Below are 16,829 nucleotides of genomic sequence, written 5' to 3'. Positions count from 1 at the left end.
CGGGTGAGGCGAAAGTGCTGAGGCGGAAGTGGTGACGAGGTCGGCCGCGAGCTACCGGATCGAGCGGGTGCGGCGCGCGGGCTGGGAGCGCTACCGGGAGCTGCGCCTGCAGATGCTGCAGGACAGCCCGGTCGCCTACCTGGAGACCTACCAGGAGGCGCTGGCCCATCCCGAGGTCGAGTGGCGCTTCAGGGTGGGGCGGATGGCCGGACCTGGTCAGCTCGGGGTGGTCGCGGTGGCTCCGGACGGTGACTGGATCGGGGTCATGGGCGGGCTGGCGACGGAGCCGGGTACGGCGGTGCTGGTCGGCGTCTGGCTCCACCCCGAGCACCGGGGCCGTGGCAGGGCCGGGAGCGGGGCCGGGGCCGGGGCCGAGGGAGGCTACGGCGACGGAGTCGCCGATCGGCTGCTGAACGAGGTGATCGACTGGGCCAGGACCGAGGTCGGGGCGGTGCGGATCCTCCTCGAGGTACACGAGACGAACGCCCGCGCGGCGGCCTTCTACGAGCGGCGCGGATTCGTCCGGACCGGCGTGACCCGCCCGTACCTGCTCGATCCCAGCACCCTGGAAGTCGAGATGGCGCTCGGGCTCTGAACCCGGCGCGTAGGCTCGGTGTGACGTCGGAGGCACGTCCAGCGGGGTTCCGCGCGGCGGCCGACGGCTTGGTGAGTCAGATGTTGATCTTTCCGTGCACAGGCAGGAGTGACCCGTGTTCCCTGGTGGTGGCCAGCCCAATATGCAGCAGCTGCTCAAGCAGGCGCAGAAGATGCAGGAGGAGCTCGGCAAGGCGCAGCGGGAGCTGGCCGAGACGAAGGTGAGCGGTACGGCCGGCGGCGGTCTGGTCGAGGCGACCGTCACCGGTGCCGGTGAGCTGGTGGCGCTGACCATCGCGCCCGCCGCCGTCGACCCGGACGACACCGAGACCCTCGCCGACCTCGTCCTGGCGGCCGTCCGGGACGCCAGCGCGGCGGCCCAGAAGATGCAGACCGAGCGGATGGGGCCGCTGACCCAGGGCCTGGGCGGAGCGCTCCCCTTCTAGCCCGACCGGTCCCGGCTCGATCGGTCCGAGTAGCCCGACCGGCCGAGCCGGGCGTTCTCGGCCGGTCGGTGATGTGTGATTTCTGCGCGGGTCGGGCGTCGGACGGTGTGTCCGACGCCCGGTTCGTTGGATGATGGCACCGGGGCTCCCAGCAGCTCCCCAGCAGTACGAAACGGCATCGAGCAACATCGAGCAGCACCGAGCAGTAGAGAAGCCGACGGAAGGCGCGAAGTGTACGAGGGCGTGGTTCAGGACCTGATCGACGAACTGGGCAGGCTGCCCGGCGTCGGGCCCAAGAGCGCGCAGCGGATCGCCTTCCACGTCCTGCAGGCCGACCCGGTGGACGTTCGCCGGCTGGCGCACACGCTGCTGGAGGTCAAGGACAAGGTCCGGTTCTGTGTGGTCTGCGGCAACGTCGCGGAGGCCGAGCGCTGCAGGGTGTGCCTCGATCAGCGGCGCGACCTCGCGGTGATCTGCGTGGTCGAGGAGCCCAAGGACGTGGTGGCGGTCGAACGCACCCGCGAGTTCCGGGGCCGGTACCACGTGCTGGGCGGCGCGATCAGCCCGATCGAGGGCGTCGGACCGGACGACCTGCGGATCCGGGAGCTGCTCGCGCGACTCGCCGACGGCACGGTCACCGAGCTGATCCTGGCTACTGACCCCAATCTGGAGGGGGAGGCGACCGCCACCTACCTGGCCCGGCTCTGTAAGCCGATGGGTCTGAAGGTGACCCGACTGGCGAGCGGACTGCCCGTCGGCGGGGACTTGGAGTATGCCGACGAGGTCACCCTCGGCCGGGCCTTCGAAGGGAGACGACTGCTCGATGTCTGACCGTACGCAAAGCAGCACGCACCAGAGCAGCACGCACCAGAGCAGCACCACTGACAGTGGCGCGAGCCAGGGCAGCACGCACCGGCACGAGCCCGACGACTTCGCGGTCCAGATCGCGGATTCGGTCGAGAGCTTCGTGCTCGCCGTGACGGAGGTCGCCAAGGGCGACGAGCCGGGCAGTGCGGTCTCGCTGCTCCTGCTGGAGGTCTCGCAGCTGCTGCTGGCGGGCGGCCGGCTGGGCGCCGTCGAGGACGTTCTCCCGGAGGACCGCTTCGAGCCCGACGCCGGTCCGGAGCCGGACGGTGTCGACCTGCGCGAGCGCCTCGCCGAGCTGCTCGCGCCGATCGACGTCTACCACGAGGTCTTCGACCCGTACGGCCCGCCCGAGAAGCCCAACGCGTTCCGGATCTCGGACGACCTGGCCGGGGTGGTCAGCGAGCTGCGGCACGGGCTGACCCACTACCGGGAGGGCCGGGTCAGTGAGGCGATGTGGTGGTGGCAGTTCTCGTACCTCTCCAACTGGGGTTCGACCTGTACGGCGGTGCTCCGCGCGCTGCAGTCGCTGATCGCGCACGTCCGGTTGGACAGCCCGATCGGCGCGGCGGCGGACGGTGCCGACACCGACGACGACGGGCTGACGGACGAGCAGCTGGAGCAGCAGGCCGGCGATCTGATGGCGGCCGAACTCGGGCTCTGAGCCCGGCCTCCACCGCCTCCGGCCCGCCCACGCCCGTGGTGTGACGAACAATTCAAAAAATTCACCGGCTGCGAAAGCCCAGTGAAATCCGGGGCCCAGCGGCCACTCCCCGGGCAAATCTTCGGGTAGGTGCGGGGTCCTCCGCATACCTGCCCGTCGGGCCGTCCACACGTCTGCCCGCCAGGCGAGACCACCGTCTCGCCATCTGGAACACGGCTGTGGGGGTTGTCCCGCTCGTTAGACTGGCGCCGACCGTAGAGCCCCCTCTCCCTGGGGGTTCGGGGGGCCACCGTCCCCCGACAACGACACAAGTCGAGGAGCGCACGTGGGCCTTGTCGTGCAGAAGTACGGCGGCTCATCCGTTGCGGATGCCGAGGGCATCAAGCGCGTAGCCCGCCGAATTGTCGACACCAAGAAGGCCGGCCATGAGGTCGTCGTCGTGGTGTCCGCGATGGGCGACACGACGGACGAGCTCATCGAACTCGCGGAGCAGGTGTCACCCATCCCTGCCGGCCGTGAGTTCGACATGCTGCTGACCGCTGGAGAGCGGATCTCCATGGCGCTGTTGGCCATGGCGATCAGATCCCTGGGTCACGAGGCGCAGTCGTTCACCGGCAGCCAGGCCGGAGTGATCACCGACTCCGTCCACAACAAGGCGCGCATCATCGACGTGACGCCGGGCCGGATCCGGAACGCCCTGGACGAGGGCAACATCGCGATCGTGGCCGGTTTCCAGGGCGTCTCGCAGGTGAGCAAGGACATCACCACGCTCGGCCGTGGCGGCTCCGACACCACGGCCGTGGCGCTCGCCGCCGCGCTGGGGGCCGAGGTCTGCGAGATCTACACCGACGTGGACGGGGTGTTCACCGCCGACCCGCGCGTGGTGAAGAAGGCTCGCAAGATCGACTGGATCGGCTTCGAGGACATGCTCGAGCTGGCGTCCTCCGGCTCGAAGGTGCTGCTGGACCGCTGTGTCGAGTACGCCCGGCGCTACAACATCCCGATTCACGTACGCTCGTCCTTCTCCGGACTTCCGGGGACCATTGTCAGTAGCACCAACCCGAACAAGCCCGAAGGTGGCGAGATGGAGCAGGCGATCATCTCCGGAGTCGCCCACGACACGTCCGAGGCCAAGGTCACGGTCGTCGGGGTGCCGGACAAGCCGGGCGAGGCGGCCCGTATCTTCCGCGCCATCGCGGATGCCGAGGTCAACATCGACATGGTGGTGCAGAACGTCTCCGCCGCGTCCACCGGCCTCACCGACATCTCGTTCACCTGCCCGAAGACCGAGGGCCAGAAGGCCATCGACGCGCTGGGCCGGGTCAAGCAGGGGATCGGCTTCGAGTCGCTCCGCTACGACGACGCGATCGGCAAGATCTCGCTGGTCGGCGCGGGTATGCGCTCCAACCCGGGCGTCACCGCGACCTTCTTCGAGGCGCTCTCCGAGGCCGGGGTGAACATCGAGCTGATCTCGACCTCCGAGATCCGGATCTCGGTGGTCACCCGGGGCGACGACGTCAACGAGGCCGTCCGCGCGGTGCACAGCGCGTTCGGTCTGGACAGCGACACGGACGAGGCGGTCGTCTACGGCGGGACCGGACGGTGACCTCCGAGAGGAGGCCGAACCTCGCGGTCGTCGGCGCCACCGGCGCTGTCGGCACCGTGCTGCTCGGCCTCCTCTCGTCCCGCCGGAACGTCTGGGGGGAGATCCGCCTGATCGCCTCCGCCCGTTCGGCGGGCCGGATGCTGGCCGTACGCGGTGAGCAGGTCGAGGTGGTCGCGCTCTCCGAGGAGGCGTTCGACGGCATCGACGTCGCCATGTTCGACGTCCCGGACGAGGTCTCGGCCCAGTGGGCGCCGATCGCCGCCGCCAAGGGCGTCGTGGTGGTCGACAACTCGGGCGCGTTCCGGATGGACGAGGACGTACCGCTGGTCGTTCCCGAGGTGAACGCCCCGGCGGCCCGGATCCGGCCGCGCGGGATCATCGCCAACCCGAACTGCACCACGCTGACCATGATGAGCGGGCTCGCCGCCCTGCACTCGGAGTTCGGGCTCAAGGAGCTGGTGGTGGCCTCGTACCAGGCCGCCTCGGGCGCCGGGCAGGCCGGCGTCGACACGCTGCGCGACCAGATCAAGCAGGTCGCGGGCACGGGCGTTGGCGAGCAGACCGGCGACCTGCGAGCCGTGATCACCGAGAACGGTCCGTTCCCGGCGCCGCTGGTACTGAACGCGGTGCCGTGGGCCGGTTCGGTCCAGCCGGACGGCTGGTCCTCCGAGGAACTCAAGGTCCGGGGCGAGTCGCGCAAGATCCTCGGGCTGCCGGATCTCAGGGTCTCCGCGACCTGCGTCCGCATCCCGGTGATCACCACGCACTCGCTGGCCGTCCACGCGGTCTTCGAACGTGAGGTCACCCAGGCCCGCGCGCAGGACATCCTGCGGGAGGCCCCGGGCGTGGTGCTGTACGACAACCCGGAGGCCGGCGAGTTCCCGACCCCGAACGATGTGGTGGGCACCGACCCGACCTGGGTCGGACGGGTCCGCCGCTCGCTCGACGACCCGGCCGCGCTGGACCTCTTCCTCTGCGGGGACAACCTGCGCAAGGGCGCCGCCCTGAACACCGCGCAGATCGCCGAACTGGTGGCGGCCGAGCTGACCTGTCCCCCCTACCTGGAGAACCGCGTGGAGAACCGCGTGGACCGCCATGTGGAGAACCCTGTGGAGAACCCCTCTGCATGAGGTGAAAAAAGGCTGGTACGGCAGACGGCTACTCGTAAGTAGTGTCAGAATCCCCCTCCGGGCCCCTGGAGGGGGATTCTTCTTGTACGGCAGAACCCGGAGACCGGCGCCCGATCCGGGCAACCATGACAGGGGATCAAGTGTCCAACAGGTGTGGCGAACTTAGTGGGGGCACCGCCTGTCGGACTGCCCGAAGGTCTGCCGGCCGCACTGCGGGTGAGTCGGGCGGCAGGTCGGTCAGCAGGTCGGTCTGTGGGTCGGTCAGCAGGTCCGCCCGCAGGCGGACCGCCCTTGAGAGCGGCGCCGATGAGTGTGCGAGTGATCGGACCACTGCCCATGGGGTCACCGCTGTTGCCGCCGCTACCGCCGCCGCCGCGAGCAGCGCCTCCGGTCGGTAGCCGGATGGGCACGGCCGCCGCGGACGCGGCGGGAGCCAGCGTCGACCATCTCACCGAGACCTACCAGGCCCACTACCGTTCCCTGTTGCGGCTGGCCGCCCTGCTGCTGGACGATCTCTCCTCCTGCGAGGACGTCGTCCAGGAGGCGTTCATCCGGGTGCACGCGGCCCGGCGCCGGGTACGCGAACCCGAGAAGACCCTCGCCTACCTGCGGCAGACCGTCGTCAACCTGTCCCGCTCCACGTTGCGGCGGCGGATTCTGGGCCTGCGGTTGCTGCCCAAGCCGATGCCTGACATGGCCAGTGCAGAAGAAGGCGCCTACGATGCGCTGGAGCGCGACGAGTTGAAGGCCGCGCTCCGGGGGTTGCAACGCCGTCAGCGGGAGGTGCTGGTGATGCGCTACTACGCGGACATGACGGAGGCTCAGGTCGCGGAGGTGCTGGGGATCTCGCTCGGCTCGGTGAAGGCGTACGGCTCCCGGGGCCTCGCCGCGCTGCGGGTCCGGATGGAGAAGAGCCATGACTGACGACCGGCACGCGGACGAAACCCCGAATGTGACGGCGCGTGAAGTCGCGACGGAGCGTGAAGTCGCGGCCGCGCGCCAAGTCATGGCGGAACACAAGATCGTGGCGGAGCGCGAGGCCATGGCGGAGCGCGAGGTCGCGATGGAGTACGAGGTCCGGGCGGAGCGCGAGGTCAGGGCGATGCTGCACCGGGCGGTCGCGCAGGTGCAGCCCGATCCGGGGGCGTTGCCACGGCTCCAGCGGGCGGTGCCGCGTCGGCGGGCCAGGCACCGCAACGTCTGGACGGGTTCGGTGGCGGCCGTGCTGCTCGCGGTCGCCGCAGTGCCGACCATCCGCGGTGTCGGCCCGGTCGGACTGTCCGACAGTCCCACCGACGGCCGGGTCATCTCGGACACCGGTGGACCGGGCGCGGCCGTCATCGGCGGCGCCCGGTCGAGCGGTCGGCCGCACGTACCCGGTCCGGCGGGAACCGGTTCCGGTGCGGCCGGTGTCGGCATCGGGGTCGCGACCAGCGGCATCCCGGCCGGCAGCGCCTCCGCCGCTTTCGGTGGCGGCCCGGAGGCGCTGCCGGCCGGCGGTTCGACCGGTGCGGCGGCCTTGCCGTCCTGCGCTCGGGCCGACCTGGGGCAGGGCGGCTCGTACCTGGCGGCGGCGGACGGTAGCGGAAAGATCTACGGCTGGTTCACCGTGCTCAACATCTCGGGCCGCAGCTGCTCGCTGACGGGCGCGGGGACGGTGCGGATCAGTGCCGTCAGCGGTACGGACCCGGGGTGGGTGAAGGTCGTCGACCACCAGACCGGAGACCCCGCCGGGGGGTTGCCGGACCCGGGCTCGGTGCCGCGTTCGCTGGTGCTGCAACCGCTGGCGGGGTACCAGGTGCAGTTCGGTTGGGTGCCGGACGCGCCGTGCCCGACTTCGTCCAACGCCCTGCGGGTGGCCGCCCCGGGCCCGACGGGGACCGGTGCACCCTGGAGCAGCCCGGCACCCGGCCCGGTCTCCGGCTCCGGGGGCGGCTCCGGGGGAGGGGGAGCGGGCGGGGTACGGGCGGCCGACCTGGGCGGGCCGGGGACGGCGACGCCGGATCCGGGGGCCGCAGGGGGGACCGGCACCCCCGTCCCGAACCTCTCGGCCTCGCCCTCGCCCTCCACCGGGCCGACGGTCTCACCGTCCCCGACCGGCGCGACCCCGAGCATCACGCTCGTCCACACCCCGCAAGCCGGCGCTCCGGCCGCCGCGACCGCCGTGGTGAACGGCGCGTGCGCCGGTACGGTCTACCGTGCCGCGCCCCAGGCGCTGCCGGCTGCCGCCCCTGCCGGGACGCCCACGACAGGCGGCTGACCCGGGCCACTCGGACCGGGCCCAGGGCGACCCCTGCGGTCGGGGCGAGGTAGGGAGTCGTTACGGTGGTGAGTGTGTACCGATTCCTCCTGACTCCGCGCTGGCTGGGCGGCGCCGCCGTCGCGCTGGTGGCCATCGCGGTCTGCCTCTGGCTCGGCTCCTGGCAGCTCGGTCGCTTCGAGGCGAGGGCGTCGACCCACCACAGCACGTCCGGCTCGGCCCCCGCCACGGCCGTCCCGCTCGATGCGGTGCTGACGAAGGCCCGGCCGACGGTCGGCACGGACACCGTCGGCCGCAGCGTGACCGCCACCGGCAGCTACGACCCCGCGCACCAGCTGCTGGTGCCGAACCGCACGGTGGCCGGCAAGCAGGGTTACTACGTGCTCACCCCGCTGCGCACCGCCGGCGGTATGGCGGTCGCGGTGGTCCGGGGCTGGACGGCCGGTTCGCCCGGAGCCGCTCCGGCACCCGCCGCGCCGACCGGCGAGGTGACCGTCACCGGCCGTCTGCAGGCGCCGGAGAGCAGCGGCAGCAACGGTGCCGTCGTCGGTGGGCTGCCCGCCGGGCAACTGGGCACGATCAGCCCGGCCTCCCTGGTCAACCTGCTCCCGTACGGGACGTACGACGGCTGGGTGGCCGCCGACGCGGCACCGGCCGGCCTCACCGCCGTGCCGACCGTGCAGCCGGACGGCGGTGACGGGCTGAGCCTGCGGGCCTTCCAGAACCTCGGCTACACGCTGGAGTGGTTCGTCTTCGCGGGCTTCGTGGTCTTCATGTGGTTCCGCCTGGTCCGCCGCGAGGCGGAGGCGGCGGAGGACCGGGCCCTCGGCCTGGACCCGGCCCTCTGACAGCCCCTGCTACCGGCCCCGGCCCTGTTACCGGCCCCGGCCCAGTTGTCGAAGCGTGAAGTCGATCTCCAGCCGGAGCTGTTTGATCCGCTCCTCGACCACCAGCGAGCCGTGCCCGGCGTCGTAGCGGTAGACCTCGTGCACCTTGCCGAGCTGCGCCAGCCGCTCGACGTAGTTGTCGATCTGCCGGATCGGGCAGCGCGGGTCGTTCACCCCGGCGCTGATGTAGACCGGTGCCCGCACCTGCTCGACGTACGTCAGCGGCGAGGAAGCCCGCCAGCGGTCCGGCACCTCCTCCGGAGCGCCGCCGAACAGGGTCCGGTCCAGCGACTTGAGGGCTTCCATCTCGTCGGCGTACGCGGTCAGGTAGTCGGCGACCGGAACGGCGGCCAGGCCGAGGGTCCAGTCGGCGGGCTGCACGCCGAGGCCGAGCAGGGTCAGGTACCCGCCCCAGGAGCCGCCGGAGAGCACCAGCTGCGCCGGGTCGGCGAGCCCGGAGTCCACCGCCCACTGCCGGACGGCGGCGATGTCCTCCAGCTCGATCAGGCCGACCCGCAGGCGCAGCGCGTCCGTCCAGGCCTGTCCGTAGCCGGTTGAGCCACGGTAGTTGACGCGGACCACCGCGAAGCCGTGGTCCAGCCAGGCGGCCGGGCCGGCCGCGAAGGAGTCGCTGTCGTGGTGGGTCGGGCCGCCGTGGATCTCGAAGACGGTCGGGAACGGGCCCTCCCCGTCCGGGCGTTGGACCAGCGCGTGCACCCGCCCGCCGGGCCCCTCCACCCAGACGTCCTCCACCGGTACCGAGCCCGGCGGCACCGGCCCCGGCGCCCGCAGCACCACCGCGCCGGAGGTCGATCGCACGGCCGACGGCTCGGCGGCGGAGGACCAGAGGAACTCGACCGTCCCGTCCGGCCTGGCCGTCGCGCCCGCCACCGTGCCGCGCGGGGTCTCCAGGCGGCTCAGCTCGCCCTTCTCCAGGTCGTACGAGAAGAGTTCGCTGCGCGCCTCGTACTCGTGCTCGATCAGCAGCGACCGGGCTCCGGGACGCCACTGTGCGGAGAGGTCGCCGGGGAACTCGCGCCCCTGGTCGTCCCGGATCCGCAGCTCGGTCTCGGTGCCGGTCGCGACGTCCCAGAGCATCGGCTCCCAGCGGCCGCGCCGCTGGTGGGCCACCAGCAGCCGGGTGTCGCCCGCAGCGGGTGCGAAGCCCAGGCAGGCCACGCCCAGCGGGTTCTGACGGTCCGTCACTTCGTCCAGCTCCGCGACGGTCGAGCCGTCCGAGGTGCGGATCACCCGGATCGCGGAGTGCATCGCGTCGCCGTGCTCGGTGTGGTCGATCGCGAGCAGCACGGAGTCGTGGCTGAGGTCGCCGACGCCGCCGTACTCCTCGTGGTGGTAGACCACCTCGGGCTCGGCCGCCCCCGGGCGGCGCAGATACAGCGTGGTGCCCTCGTCGTCCGTCGAGGTGCCGACCACCACCGTGCCGTCCCGGCCCAGGGCCAGGCCCGCCGAGTACGCGGCCGGAACGCCCGGTGCCGCAGCGGTGTCCGCGCCGCCGTGGAACGGCTGGCGGCGCCAGACGCCGACCTCGTCACCGTCGGTGTCGTCGAACCACCAGATCCACTCGCCGTCCGGGCTCAGCTCGCCGTCCGTCGTGCCGTTCGGCCGGTCGGTCACCTGCCGGTGCCGGTCGGCCGCGCGGTCCCAGGCGTACAGCTCGTACGTGCCGGTGCTGTTCGACACGTACAGCGCGCGCCCGGGAGCGTCCTCCGCCCAGTCCGGCAGTGAGACCCGCGCCGCCCGGAACCGCTGCTCCCACGCCGGTACGGCGCTCTTCTCCTCGTTCATGCCCCTATCCAACCCGATCGGGGCCTCGGACGATGCCCCGATCGGCTCTCCGGTCGGCGCTCAGGCTCCCGGCACCTTGTCGAGGAAGCCGAGCACGGACGCGATCCGGCCCTCCCCGTCCACGGCCATCACGTCGAAGCCGATCACCAGCTCCTCGCCCCCGGCCGGGCCGAGCAGCCAGGTGAAGCGGGCGAGGTGGTGGTGGGCGTCGACCGGCCCGAGGGTGAACACCAGGCCGGGGAACTGGCTCTGGACGGCGCCGATGGTCGCGTCCAGCGCGTCGCGGCCGGTGATGTCCACCAGCGGGTCGGTGTAGCGGCCGTCCTCGGCCCACAGCTCGTCGATCAGCTTGCGGCGGGCCGGCTGGTCGGTCTCGTTCCAGGTGGCGATGTAGCGCTCGGCCAGCTGCTGGAGGTTGCTCATGGTCTGCTCCTTCTCGTTCCCTGCGGGCCCTTCCCGCAGGTCAAGAAGTTACGCGGCAGCTGGGCGGGCCGAATCTGTCAGCCATAGGTAATCCCCTTGAGGGGTACCGGCCTTGGTGTGGGAACCGGCCTGGGTAGGGTGCGGGTCATGCTGTACGGGAGGGTGGACGAGCAGGCCGTCATCGACGGTCTGCTCCACGGGGCGAGGGACGGCTGGAGCGGGGCACTGGTGCTGCGCGGCGAGCCGGGGATCGGCAAGAGCGCGCTGCTGGAGTACGCGGCCGCGCGGGCGGGGGAGTCGTTCGGGGTGATCCGGGCGACCGGCGTGGAGTGCGAGGCCGAACTGCCCTTCGCGGGGCTCAGTCTGCTGCTCGCGCCGGCCCTCGGCCGACTCGCCGCCCTGCCCGGGCCGCAACGCCGGGCCTTGGAGGGCGCGTTCGGGCTCGCCGAGCACGGGCCCGGCGACCGGCTGCTGACCGGCCTGGCCGTCCTCGGGTTGCTCGCCGAACTGGCCGCCGACCAGCCGCTGTTGTGCCTGGTCGACGACGCGCAGTGGCTCGACCGCTCGTCCGTCGAGGCGCTGCTGCTCGCGGCCCGCCGGTTGCAGGCCGAGGGCGTGGTGCTGCTCTTCGCCGCCCGGGACGGCGAAGGTGCCTTCGAGGCGCCGGGGTTGGCCGAGCTGTCACTCGGCGGCCTCTCACCGACGGCCGCCGCCGAGCTGCTCTCCGCAGGGCTGCTCTCTGCTGGGTCCCGGGCCGGGCAGCACCGGCTGTCGGCCGTACGGCGACGGGTGCTCGCCGAGGCGCACGGCAACCCGCTCGCGCTTCACGAGCTGCCCGCGGCGCTGGCCCAGGAGGAACAGCCCGGCGCCGTCGGGGGGTTGCCGCTCACCAGCCGGCTCCAAATCGCCTTCCACGGCCAGGTGAGCCGGCTGCCCGCAGCCACCCAGACCCTGCTGCTGGTCGCCGCCGCCGAGGAGAGCGGCGATCTCGCCGCCGTCCTGCGGGCCGCGACCGCGCTCGGGGTCTCGCCGGAGAGTCTGCCCGCCGCCGAGGAGCAGGGTGCCGTCCGGATCTCGGCCGACCACTGGGTGGTCTTCCGGCACCCGCTGCTGCGCGCGGCCGTCCTGCAACGAGCGCCACTGTCCCAGCGGTTGGCGGTGCACCGGGCGCTCGGCGAGACCCTGGCCGACGGCGACCGCCGTACCTGGCACCTGGCCCTCGCGGCCACCGGCCCCGACGCCGCCCTCGCCGACGCCCTGGAGCGGGTGGCCGTCCACGCCGGGGCGCTGGGCGGCCACGACGGCGCGGCCACCGCGTACGAGCGGGCCGCCCGGCTCACCCCGGACCGGGACGCGGCCACCCGCAGGTTGGTCCTGGCGGCCGAATCGGCGACCGAGGCAGGGGAGTTGGACCGGGCCGCCGAGCTGGCGGAACGCGCGTCGGCCCGTACCGACGAACCGCTCGCCGTCGCGCTGCTCGACCACGTCCGAGCCACCGCCCACTTCTGGCGCGGCGCCTACCCGGCCGCGTACCAGCTGCTGCTGGACGGCTCCCGCGCGGGTGTCGACGCGCCGCACGCCGCCCGGATGCTGCTTCAGGCGTTGCATGCCGCCTGGTACCTGGGTGAGACGCAACTCGGCGAAGTGCTGGACGAGTTGGCGGCCCTGCCGCTGTCCGACACGGATCCGGCCGCGCCGCCCGCCCGCTACCTGCTCGCCGCCATGCTCCCGATGATCGGCCGGCCCGCCCCCGAACTGCCCGCCGTCCGCGACACCGCAGCCGAGGCCCGCCGGGCGGGTGCCTCCCCGGTGCGTGACCTGGTCCAGGTCTGCGGGGCGACCCTGATCCTCGGGCGCGACGAGGAGACCCACGAACTCGCCACCGAACTCGTCGGTGAAGCCCGTGCCACCGGGTCCGTCGGGCCGCTGCCGACCCTGCTCTTCTTCCTGGCCGAGGCCGAGCTGTTCCACGGCCGCCACCGCGATGCCGAGGTGACCGCCACCGAGGGTCTGGCCCTCGCCCGGGACACCGGCCAGCGGCAGTGGGTCAGCCAACTGCAGAGCCTGCTGGCCTACTTGGCGGCGATCGCGGGAGACGCCGAGTCCTGTGCCGAGTTGGCCGTTGCCGCGCTGGACGGATCGGGCACCGCCCCGGCGGCCGGACAGCCCTGGGTGCAGTGGTCGCTCGCGCTGCTCGATCTCGGCCTGGGACGGGCGGCCGACGCGCTCGACCGGCTCGCCCCGCTGACCACCGGCCCGTACCGGCACCACGTCTCGGCGACCAGGGCCGTCCCCGACCTGGTCGAGGCCGCCGTCCGGCTGGGCCGGCCCGAGCGCGCGGCCGAGCCGTTCGACCGCTACACCCGCTGGGTGGCCGCCGCCGGAACCACCTGGGCACAGGCCCTGCTGCTGCGCTGCCAGGCGCTGCTCGGCCCGGACGAACTCGCCGAGTCCTGCTACCTGTCCGCTCTCGGGTTCCACCGGCAGACCAACCGGCCCTTCGAGGAGGCCCGTACGGCCCTGCTGTTCGGCGAGTGGCTCCGCCGCGAACGCCGCAGGAGCGAGGCGCGCCCGCTGCTCCGCGCCGCCCTGGAGACCTTCGAGACCCTCGGCGCCCGCCCCTGGGCCGACCGCGCCCGCACCGAACTGACCGCCACCGGCGCGACCGCCCCCGCCGGTCCGACCGTCGGTCCGACCGTCGGCCCGCTGGCCGCCCTCACCCCGCAGGAACTCCAGATCGTCCGCCTCGCCGCCCGGGGCCTCAGCAACCGCGACATCGCGGCGCAGCTCTTCCTCAGCCCCCGGACCATCGGCCACCACCTCTACAAGGCGTACCCGAAGCTCGGCGTGGCCGCCCGGGGAGAGCTGGCGCAGCTGCTCTGACGGCCCGGCAGGACCAGGCCCGGTCCGAAGCCCGTGGGAGCGCCCATCTGGGCCAGTTCCCGTCGCGGCGGCGTTCGGCGGATGTCCAGGATGGGCCTGGCGCGGTCCGTACGGCCGCGTCTCCAGGCACGGACGAGACAGAGAACAGGTGAGGAAGATGACCCCTTGGTCGTTCCACAAGGCAGCTCTGGCAGGTTGCGCGGCGGTGCTGCTCGTGGCGGCTCCGGCTGCGGCGGGTGAGGTCCCGTGCGGACCGGACCTCCGGGTGACGGCGGAGAACCCGGCCCCGGTCCACCCGGGCGGCACCACGCGGGTGCACGCCGTGGTGCTGAACAACGGGAACTCGGAGACCGCCGACCCCTTCACCCTCACCCTCAGCCTGCCGCCGGGGGTGGACGTCACCCCGCCGTTCTCCCCCAGCACGTGCCAGGTGTTCCCGTTCGGGCACACCATCGCCTGTACCTTCCCGGCCGGCCTGCGCCCCGGGCAGACCGACACCGCCGACATCCCGATCTCGGTCGCGCAGGGCATGCCCGCAGGCGTCCTCACCGGTCGGCTCGACGCACAGCTGCCGGCCGCCCCGACGCCGGTGGACAACACCGCGACCTTCGACATCGTCGTACTGTGAGCCGACCGGCCGACCGGCCGCCGTTCCGCTGAGGTCTCCGAGGTTTCTCCGAGGTCAGGGCGTCCGTCCGGGGTCGTCCGGGGTCGTCCGAGGTGGTTGCCTGCGGCGATGCGTACGTGATCGGGTCAGGAGCCGGTGGGCAGGGAGGCCCACCGGCCGGTGATCGGGGGGACCAGGCCTGACAGTGCGGCCAGTTCGGGCTCCAGAGGGTTGGGGTGCCACCACACCCGCTCCCGGTGGCGCTGACCACACTGAGGAGCCCGATGCGTCCGACGATTTCATCAGCCGAGACCGGCCAGACCGGCCAGACCGGCTCGACAGGTCCAACCCGCCCGACAGCTTCGGCCGGCCTGCTGCCCGCGCCTCGCAGAGCCCGGGCAGCGGGCGGCCGCTGGGGAGCTGCAGCGGTCGCCGCCGTGATCGCGCTGGGTGGGCCGTTGGCCGTGCCTTCGCCCGCGAGCGCGTCGGCGGTGGGTGGGCACGACCACGTACTGGAGTGGAACGACGTGCTGCTCCAGGCGTACCAGAACGCGTGCAACGCGGACGGTGCGCCCGGACCGCTGGCCCGGGCCGGTGCGATGGTGCACGCCGCGATCTGGGACGCGGCCAACTCCGTTGCGGGGGGCAGTAATCCCGCCTACGGCTTCTACCTGGGCCGGACGGCCGCACCGGCGGGCGCCTCGCTCGAGGCCGCGATCGACTACGCGGCGCACGACACGCTGGTCAACGCCTTCCCGGCGCAGCAGGCGCTGTTCGGCCGGGAGCTGCAGACCGAACTCGGTTATCTGCCGAGCACTGTGACGGCCCAACAGCAGGCCGACGGTGCGAGCGTGGGGCAGCAGGTGGCCCAGGCGATGATCGCGGCCAGGTCCGGGGACACCCCGGCCTTCAACCCCGCCTACACCAACGGCACGGTGGACGGTGCCTGGCGGCCCACCGACACCAGCTGGGTCGCGGCAACTCCCGCCTGGGGCACGCTCAAGCCGTTCACGCTGACCTCGGGGACCCAGTTCCGGCCACCGCTGCCGGCCGGGTACAGCTCGTACGCGACGCTGCTGGCCAGTCCGGAGTACGCGGCCCAGGTCCAGGAGGTCGAGCGGGTCGGCTCGGCGCTGGCCGGCCCGGCCGACCGCTCGGCCGACCAGACCCAGAGCGCGTTCTTCTGGGCCAACGACCAGAGCCCGATCTGCGACCAGAACGACACCGTCATCACCCCGGGCACCTACAAGCCGCCGGGTCAGCTCTTCGAGACCACCCAGATCGTGTCCAAGAAGGAGAACCTGGACGAGTTCGCCAACGCGCGGCTGTTCGCGCTGGTCGGACTCTCGATGGCGGACGCCTCGATCACCGCCTGGGACGCCAAGTACGACACCGCCATCCAGCTCTGGCGGCCCGTGACCGCGATCCAGCTGGCCAATCCCGCCGAAAGCCCGGGTCTGGTCGCCGACCCGACCTGGTACCCGCTGTCCACGAACTCCAAGGGTGACCACTTCACCCCTCCGTTCCCGTCCTACGTCTCGGGGCACGCGACCTTCGCCGGGGCCTGGGCCGGGGTGATGCGCGACTACTTCGGCGACAACGTCGGCTTCACCGCCACCACCCAGGATTCGCACGCGGCCGGGGTCACCCGCAACTTCTCCAGCTTCACCGCCGCCGCCACCGAGGACGGCTTCAGCCGGCTGTACCTGGGCGTCCACTACCGCTGGGACACCGAGCAGGGGCTCGCGGCGGGGTTCTCGGTCGGTGACTTCGCTTACCAGAACGCGCTGAAGCCGACCATCGGCTACCAGGGATCGGTTGCCGCCTCGGCGGCGGCGGTGAGCGGGTCGAGCCTGACCCTGCCCGTCGGCCGCGCGGTCCGGGCCGGTGACACGCTGCTCGTCTCGGTGATGCTCACCAACACCCACTCCGGCACGGTCGGCGCCACCGACACCCAGGGCAACTCCTACACCGTGGTCAGCAACACCCCCGACGGCGCCGGAGACCGCACCCTCGTACTGGCCTCGGTCGGGGTCAAGCCGCTGAACACGACGGACCAGGTCAAGCTCAGCTACCCGACCACCGGTGAACACCACGCTTCGATAGAGGAGTTCAGCGGAATCAGCGCCGTCGACCGGAGTGCCGCCGCCACCGGAGCTGCCGGAACTCCGTTCAACTCCGGTACCACCGCAACGACTTCGGCCCCCAATGAGCTCGTCTTCGGTGTCGCCGGCATCCAGGGCGGCGAGACGGCCACCTGGTCCCCGGGCTTCACCGCCCGCCCCACCCTGTTCGTCTCCGACGACCAACTCGCCACCGCCTACCAGTCGGTGTCGACGACCGGCGGCTACGCCGCCACCGGGACCGCCACCCACCAGTGGATGGCCGCCGCAGTCACCCTGCGCTGACCACACCGCCACTGCGCCCGGGGCCTTCCGGGTCACACCGCGCCGGGTGGTCGTTCGGCAGTCCGTGCCGACCGGCCACCCGGCCACCCGGCTGCTCCGGCGCGGGTGGCACTCGGGGTGCCCGGGCTCCGGCCGTGCGGGCTATGCTCCGGCCGGGGGCAGCGACGCACACCCGCTGACCTGCGGGTCTCGGGTCCGCCACCGGGGGAGCCCGCCGGTTGCCGTACTCCCCCCGGTACTCCCCCCCCGGG

At 72.5% G+C, this 16,829-nt stretch carries 14 protein-coding genes; 12 read left to right on the top strand and 2 right to left on the bottom strand.

The window, feature by feature from the left end:
- Positions 1-31 precede the first annotated feature (31 nt).
- The 9 genes from P3T29_RS09225 (at position 32) to P3T29_RS09185 (ending at position 8,412) form a co-directional block, all read left to right on the top strand.
- Positions 32-595 carry a GNAT family N-acetyltransferase gene (locus P3T29_RS09225; protein ID WP_280715818.1) on the top strand — a complete coding sequence of 188 codons (564 nt, stop codon included), beginning with the start codon at positions 32-34 and terminating at the stop codon, positions 593-595.
- Between the two features lie 115 nt (positions 596-710).
- Positions 711-1,040, top strand: a complete 330-nt coding sequence (locus P3T29_RS09220; RefSeq protein ID WP_280715817.1) for a YbaB/EbfC family nucleoid-associated protein — start codon at positions 711-713, stop codon at positions 1,038-1,040.
- 231 nt (positions 1,041-1,271) lie between these two features.
- Positions 1,272-1,871 (top strand): recombination mediator RecR, encoded by a 600-nt coding sequence (gene recR / locus P3T29_RS09215; RefSeq protein ID WP_280715816.1) that lies wholly within the window; start codon positions 1,272-1,274, stop codon positions 1,869-1,871.
- Positions 1,864-2,568, top strand: a complete 705-nt coding sequence (locus P3T29_RS09210) for a DUF5063 domain-containing protein (RefSeq protein ID WP_280715815.1) — start codon at positions 1,864-1,866, stop codon at positions 2,566-2,568. Before recR ends, P3T29_RS09210 begins: the two co-directional genes overlap by 8 nt.
- A gap of 325 nt (positions 2,569-2,893) precedes the next feature.
- The gene (locus P3T29_RS09205; protein ID WP_280715814.1) at positions 2,894-4,174 is read left to right on the top strand and encodes an aspartate kinase; all 1,281 of its coding nucleotides are present in this window, start codon (positions 2,894-2,896) and stop codon (positions 4,172-4,174) included.
- Positions 4,171-5,304 (top strand): aspartate-semialdehyde dehydrogenase, encoded by a 1,134-nt coding sequence (locus P3T29_RS09200; RefSeq protein WP_280715813.1) that lies wholly within the window; start codon positions 4,171-4,173, stop codon positions 5,302-5,304. Before P3T29_RS09205 ends, P3T29_RS09200 begins: the two co-directional genes overlap by 4 nt.
- Positions 5,305-5,706: 402 nt before the next feature.
- Positions 5,707-6,228, top strand: a complete 522-nt coding sequence (locus tag P3T29_RS09195; RefSeq protein WP_280715812.1) for a SigE family RNA polymerase sigma factor — start codon at positions 5,707-5,709, stop codon at positions 6,226-6,228.
- A complete protein-coding gene (locus P3T29_RS09190; protein ID WP_280715811.1) occupies positions 6,221-7,564 on the top strand; it encodes a hypothetical protein in 1,344 nt (447 codons plus the stop codon). The genes P3T29_RS09195 and P3T29_RS09190 overlap by 8 nt, the downstream gene beginning before the upstream one ends.
- A gap of 74 nt (positions 7,565-7,638) precedes the next feature.
- The gene (locus P3T29_RS09185; RefSeq protein WP_280715810.1) at positions 7,639-8,412 is read left to right on the top strand and encodes an SURF1 family protein; all 774 of its coding nucleotides are present in this window, start codon (positions 7,639-7,641) and stop codon (positions 8,410-8,412) included.
- A gap of 27 nt (positions 8,413-8,439) precedes the next feature.
- On the opposite strand, the gene P3T29_RS09180 is transcribed toward P3T29_RS09185, so the two are convergent.
- Together P3T29_RS09180 and P3T29_RS09175 are read right to left on the bottom strand one after the other, a co-directional pair.
- The gene (locus P3T29_RS09180; RefSeq protein WP_280715809.1) at positions 8,440-10,257 is read right to left on the bottom strand and encodes a prolyl oligopeptidase family serine peptidase; all 1,818 of its coding nucleotides are present in this window, start codon (positions 10,255-10,257) and stop codon (positions 8,440-8,442) included.
- A gap of 60 nt (positions 10,258-10,317) precedes the next feature.
- Positions 10,318-10,680 carry a nuclear transport factor 2 family protein gene (locus P3T29_RS09175; RefSeq protein ID WP_280715808.1) on the bottom strand — a complete coding sequence of 121 codons (363 nt, stop codon included), beginning with the start codon at positions 10,678-10,680 and terminating at the stop codon, positions 10,318-10,320.
- A 147-nt stretch (positions 10,681-10,827) separates the two neighbouring features.
- Between P3T29_RS09175 and P3T29_RS09170 the strand changes: the two genes are divergently transcribed.
- From P3T29_RS09170 to P3T29_RS09160, 3 genes are all read left to right on the top strand, one after another.
- Positions 10,828-13,563, top strand: a complete 2,736-nt coding sequence (locus tag P3T29_RS09170) for a LuxR family transcriptional regulator (RefSeq protein ID WP_280715807.1) — start codon at positions 10,828-10,830, stop codon at positions 13,561-13,563.
- 157 nt (positions 13,564-13,720) lie between these two features.
- The gene (locus tag P3T29_RS09165; protein WP_280715806.1) at positions 13,721-14,191 is read left to right on the top strand and encodes a hypothetical protein; all 471 of its coding nucleotides are present in this window, start codon (positions 13,721-13,723) and stop codon (positions 14,189-14,191) included.
- 263 nt (positions 14,192-14,454) lie between these two features.
- Complete coding sequence (locus P3T29_RS09160) at positions 14,455-16,578, top strand: vanadium-dependent haloperoxidase (RefSeq protein WP_280715805.1); 2,124 nt, start codon at positions 14,455-14,457, stop codon at positions 16,576-16,578.
- Positions 16,579-16,829 lie beyond the last annotated feature (251 nt).

It is taken from the genome of Kitasatospora sp. MAP5-34 (assembly GCF_029894335.1).
Lineage (GTDB): Bacteria > Actinomycetota > Actinomycetes > Streptomycetales > Streptomycetaceae > Kitasatospora.
This window is presented reverse-complemented; position numbering and strand designations above follow the sequence as displayed.